Genomic DNA, 5,264 nt, shown 5'->3' with positions numbered 1-5,264 from the left:
GGCCGCGTCATCCACGACCCGGGCCCGCGCCCTGGCAACCCGGTACCCGGCCTCCTACATCTGCTGGGACCTTCTGCAGCACCCGGACCCGGCGATCGACGACTGCCGAAGCCGCCCCTACACCGAGCGCCGCGCCCTCCTCCTGGGCCTCCTCGCCGATGTCGGGCCGCCGATCCAGGCCGTGCCGGCGACCGACGACCGGGACGTCGCCGTGCTCTGGTACGACGCCCTGCGCGAGCAGGGCATCGAAGGGATCGTCTGCAAACGCGGCAGTGCCGGCTACCCGTCGGGTCAGCGCCGGTGGTTTGTTAACTGCACCTTCTCTGGCTCGTTGGACGGGGCAACCCCGAGCCTTGAGGAGAGAAATGCAGGACCTGCACAGGGCCCTGATTGAAGGCCGAGCAACCGTGCCCCGCGTGGGCTGCGTAGCTGAGCTCGAAACGAGCTATCCCGGCTTCGCCGTCTTTGACCCCTCTGGTGAAGCCGTAGAGCCCGTCGTCTCGTACCTGAGAAATCTGGCGCTCGACGACAACCGTCTGCTTACCGGCCGCAGCTACGCATACGACATGCTGCGTTGGTATCGCCTGCTGTGGTTCCTTGGAGTCGCCTGGGAGCGGGCCACCCAATCCGAGGCGTCCGCGCTGGTGGGCTGGCTCCGGGTGACGGAGAATCCGCAGCGTCGGCGTCGCAGGCCAGATGCCCCGCCGCCCGGCTCGGTGAACTCTCGGACCGGCAAGACCTACCTGAGGGCTGGCTACGCGCCGACGACGATCAACCACAATCTGACCGTCGTCAGCAGTTTCTATGCCTTCCACCGACGTCACAACCGCGGACCTCTCGTGAACCCGGTGCCGGAGTCGGCCGCCCAGCATCGAGCGCTGGCCCACCACGACCCCGAGATGCCCACTCCTCAATTCCGGCGGGCCCGGTTGCGCCAGCGTGTCCGCTCGGCCGATCCGCGAGCGATCCCCGACAACCTCTGGGATGAGCTTTTTGGGGCGATGACGCATAACCGGGACAGGGCTGCGGTGCTGCTCTACGTCTCCAGTGGCTCCCGAGCCGGTGAGCTCCTCGGAGTTACGCCCAACGACATCGACTGGTCCGGCCAGCAGATCTACGTCGTGACCAAGGGCACCAAGGATCGCGAACCGGTCCCGGCGAGCCCGCAAGCCCTGGCGGTCTTGGCCGCCTACCTGGACCAGTACGGGCTGCCACCAGCCCACGAACCGGTGCTCCGCACTCGACGCGGCCCCGACAGGCCGCTGACCTATTGGGCGATGCGCCGGATCATCCAGCGGGCGAACGAGAAGCTCGGCACCAACTGGACACTGCACGACCTGCGGCACACAGCGGCTCAGCGCATGGCCAACGACCCCAGCCTCACGTTGACCCAAGTGCGGGTGATCATGCGCCACACCGATTTGGCGACCACCGGCCGCTACCTCAACGCCCGCGTCGAGGACCTCTTCGACGCTCTTCAGGAGCACTACAACCGGCCTCGCGTCGAACGCACCATTGCCCCTGGCTACGACCCTGACGACTTTAAGGCGGTGTTCGGTGGTTAATCGGACCACGGCCGACATCTACACGGCCCGTCACAGGCGCATGCGGCTCGAAGAGGATCGAGGATCTGAAGACCGCACGAAGTATCAGGCTGCCGTGCTCAAAGCGGCGCCGGCGCCCCGTCCCGAGCACCCTCCGGCCCCATTCGGTGATCTGACAGCAGCCACCATCGAGGAGCTGTGCCGTCTGGCCACCCAGATCCTTCCGGGTGAGCAGAAGTCGGTCAGGGACAAACGCCGACTCGGTGTCCGGATGCTCTTCGGGCACCTGGCAACGTTCCCTGGAAACACCTGGCAGGAGCGCTGGGAGGCCAGCGGCTTCAATGAGGAGGGTGCCTCCTCGGTCAACGTCCTGGCCAGACCAGGCGTTGGCTACGACAGCGGCAACCTGATCTCGGCGCTGAGGATGGCCTTCAGCCTGCGGATCTTCCAGCCATCACTGCCTGGGTTCCGGGCGAACATGTTCATCCGCTACCCGGAGTTTTTCCGCAAACTGCAGCGCGACCCGCAGCTGGACAGCGTGTTCGCGAAGATCGCCGCTCACCCCGAAATGAACAACCTGAACCGGCTACGGGCGAAGTTCGACATCACCTGCGCACTGACCACGCAGGGCATCGCCCTGGCCGATCTCTCCCCCTCCGCGCTCCTGCACTACTCCCTGGAGGTCAGGAGACTGGGCAACGTATTCGGCGCTGACAGCAGAGGCGCACGCTTCGGCGCTCTTGCCGCCTGGGAGGTGCTGCACGGCGCCGGACACTTCCCTCACGGCACGCCACCGACCTTGCGGATGTTCCTCTACAACGGGCAGAAGACCGTCGAGGAACTCGTTGACGCTTACCCCGTCAAGAATGCAGACATCCGCCAACTATTGATCGACTACCTCACCCGCCGCCGGTCGGACACCGACTACACCACCTTGCAGGCGTTGGCCCGCTACCTGGTCAAGCTGTTCTGGGTGAGCATCGAGAAAATCAACCCTGATCAGAACGACCTCGTGCTCAGCCCAGAGGTCTATGACCAGTGGAGGGCCGATCTCCGCTACTGGACGACGGACAAGACCAAGGTCCGCAAGCACTACGAGATGATCCTGCTGTCTGTCCGCGGCCTCTACGTCGACCTCCACAGCTGGGCCATCGCAGAGCCGGAGAAGTGGGCCCAGTGGGTCGCCCCCTGCCCGGTCCTGCCACGAGACCTGAAGGGATACGGCAAGCGCCGCCGCGCGAACAACCGGAACATGGCCGACCGCACACGCGTCCGCCAGCCTCTGCTGCCGGCACTCGTCCAGCACGTCGAAGCACGGCACGAGCACCTGGCCGCCCTCCTCGAAGCGGGCCGCGTCGTTCCCCTGGGCGGTGCGTTCTCCCTCAACGGACGCCGCTACAACCGCACCGACTCCGACGTGGACCGCCGCATGGCCCGGCTCCTCAAAAACCCGACCCTCAGAGTCGTCGACCAGGGCACCGGAGAGACGATCGACGTGACCAAGACCGAGGACATCGCCTTCTGGGAGTGGGCAACCGTCGAGCTTCTGCGGCACAGCGGCATCCGCGTCGAAGAACTCACAGAGCTGACCCACCTCAGCATCCGCCAATACCAGCGCCCGAACGGCGAGGTCATTGCCCTGCTCGTAGTCGCGCCTTCCAAGAGCGACCGAGAGCGCGTGATCCCGATGTCCACCGAGCTCTTCCACGCCGTCGCGCAGATCGTCCGGCGACAAACGCCCGGCGGGAAGCCGATCCCACTGGTCAGCCGCTACGACCCGCACGAGAAGACCTGGTCAGAACCCATGCCGTTCCTGCTTCAGCGCAAGATCGGCACCATCCGCGGCGTCATGGCAGCGGGCACCGTTTTGAAGATGCTCCGCCGCACCTGCGAGAAGATCGCTGAGAGCAACGACGCCTTCGCCGGCATGACGTTCACCCCGCATGACTTCCGCAGGCTCTTCGCTACCGACATCATCAACGGCGGCCTGCCCATCCACATCGGCGCCGCTCTGCTCGGACACATGAATCTTCAGACCACCCAGGGCTACGTCGCCGTCTTCGCCGAGGACATCGTCGCGTCCTATCAGCAGTTCCTGAACCACCGCAGGACCCTCCGACCACAAGGCGAATACGGCGACGTCACAGCCGAAGAATGGGCCGAGTTCGAAGAACACTTCGACAAACGCAAGATCGAGCTCGGCAACTGCGCTCGCCCCTACGGGACGCCCTGCCACCACGAGCACGCCTGCATCCGCTGCCCCATGCTCCAGGTCAATCCAAAAATGCTCGCGCGGCTCGCCGAATTGGAGAAGGATCTACTACTGCGGCGTCAGCGCGCGATGGAAGAGGGCTGGCTGGGGGAGCTCGAGGGTATCGACCAGACGTTGGTCTTCCTCCGAACCAAGCGCGACGAGGCCGTCCGACTCACCCAACGCAGCCCGGTGCATCTGGGCCTCCCGAAGCCTCGAACCTCGGAGTCACAATGACCCCTCCGCTCACGCCGCACACCGTTCAACGGCTGGCGATGGTCCGGTTCTTATTCGACCAAGGCACCGAACTGGCCCGCCGAGCGGAGCCCCTCTCCGCCCCAGCCGTGAACAGCTTCCAGGATGCCGTTGAGCAGTTCCTTCGGCTCGCGGCCGAACACCACCAGGTCAGCCTTCCGACCCAGGTGAACTTCGCCGACTACTGGTCCAAGCTGGAGCCTGCCCTGGGTGCTCCGCTGCCCAGCAAGAACGCGATGGACCGGATGAACCGGCTCAGGGTCTCCTTCAAGCACCACGGTGCTGTCCCTTCGAGCACAGCTATCAATCAGACCTGCGCTGACGTGACGTCCTTCTTCCGCGACGCGACGATGCTGGTCTTCGGCGTTGACTTCCGGGGCGTCGACATGGCCGATCTCGTCACGCGCGAGGCCACTACAGCATCATTGGAAGAAGCGAGGGCAAGGGCGGAGACGGGTGAGATCGGCGAGGCACTGGGATACCTGTCCTATGGCTTCGAAGAGCTAATCGATCACTACAACAAGAGATACAGCGCTGAGGCGCTGGTAGCAGGCCCCCTCAATTTCGGTCCCCGGATCCAGTTGTCGTACGCCGGCCACACTGATCAGAGCGACCGGCGGCAAGCCTTCGAAGCTGGCCTTCACGCCACTGCTGAGCTGCAACAGGCCGTCAGGGTCATTGCCGCTGGCGCAGACCACTACGACTACGCGCGGTTCAAGCTGCTGGTGCCAACCATTCGGAAGCTCAACCTCTCGAACGGCATGATCCGCTCCGAAGCCCTCGTCGCAGACTTCCACCGAGCTCGCACGCGGGACGACTACGAGTTCTGCCGCGGGTTCCTCATCTCCATCGCGATCCTGCTCGCAAAGGCGGACGAGGCAATGGACCTCGTGGTCGAGAGGAAGGAGATGGGTGCCACACCGCGGGGGAAGTCGGCACGGGTCGTGCAGATACGACTTCCCGCAGACTCTTCGCCCGTGTCCAAGTAGGACTGCTCCGTCTGAGCGAAGTGCAGAGAAGGTTGAAAGTCCGGCACGCGGACACGGTCGACGCCCTGGTGCTGGGGTTCACCGGCCCCCGGCTCAGACTGCACCATCTGGTCCTGGCGGTGGGGGACGAGGGCGGGCCGGCCCGGCTGTCCGCGCGCCTGGAGCCTGTCCTCGCTGCTCGTGTCGGTGAGGCCTTGAGCGGCGCGGCGGTGGTGGGGGAGCGGC

The 5,264-nt window shown here is 65.2% G+C and carries 4 protein-coding genes and 1 pseudogene; all 5 read left to right on the top strand.

Going from position 1 to position 5,264, the window contains the following annotated elements; translation table 11 throughout:
• Window positions 1-394 (top strand): ATP-dependent DNA ligase (locus tag ACWCQ6_RS35625; RefSeq protein WP_451096433.1); only part of this gene is annotated, 394 nt, incomplete at its 5' end.
• Complete coding sequence (locus ACWCQ6_RS35620) at window positions 366-1,565, top strand: tyrosine-type recombinase/integrase (protein ID WP_451096431.1); 1,200 nt, start codon at window positions 366-368, stop codon at window positions 1,563-1,565. The genes ACWCQ6_RS35625 and ACWCQ6_RS35620, both read left to right, overlap by 29 nt.
• Window positions 1,566-1,605: 40 nt before the next feature.
• Window positions 1,606-4,032, top strand: coding sequence for a tyrosine-type recombinase/integrase (locus ACWCQ6_RS35615; protein ID WP_451096429.1), 2,427 nt, complete (start codon window positions 1,606-1,608; stop codon window positions 4,030-4,032).
• On the top strand, window positions 4,029-5,039 hold the full coding sequence (locus ACWCQ6_RS35610) for a hypothetical protein (RefSeq protein WP_451096427.1): 1,011 nt from the start codon (window positions 4,029-4,031) through the stop codon (window positions 5,037-5,039). Before ACWCQ6_RS35615 ends, ACWCQ6_RS35610 begins: the two co-directional genes overlap by 4 nt.
• A 32-nt stretch (window positions 5,040-5,071) precedes the next feature.
• A pseudogene (locus ACWCQ6_RS35605) lies at window positions 5,072-5,264 on the top strand (ATP-dependent DNA ligase); the annotation flags it as partial.

This window comes from Streptomyces sp. NPDC001880 (assembly GCF_053594575.1).
This window is presented reverse-complemented; position numbering and strand designations above follow the sequence as displayed.

Excerpts from the sequence above, each read along its gene's own strand:
- ACWCQ6_RS35620 (WP_451096431.1), top strand. The coding sequence starts at position 366 with ATGCAGGACCTGCACAGGGCCCTGATTGAAGGCCGAGCAACCGTGCCC.
- ACWCQ6_RS35615 (WP_451096429.1), top strand. The coding sequence starts at position 1,606 with ATGCGGCTCGAAGAGGATCGAGGATCTGAAGACCGCACGAAGTATCAG.
- ACWCQ6_RS35610 (WP_451096427.1), top strand. The coding sequence starts at position 4,029 with ATGACCCCTCCGCTCACGCCGCACACCGTTCAACGGCTGGCGATGGTC.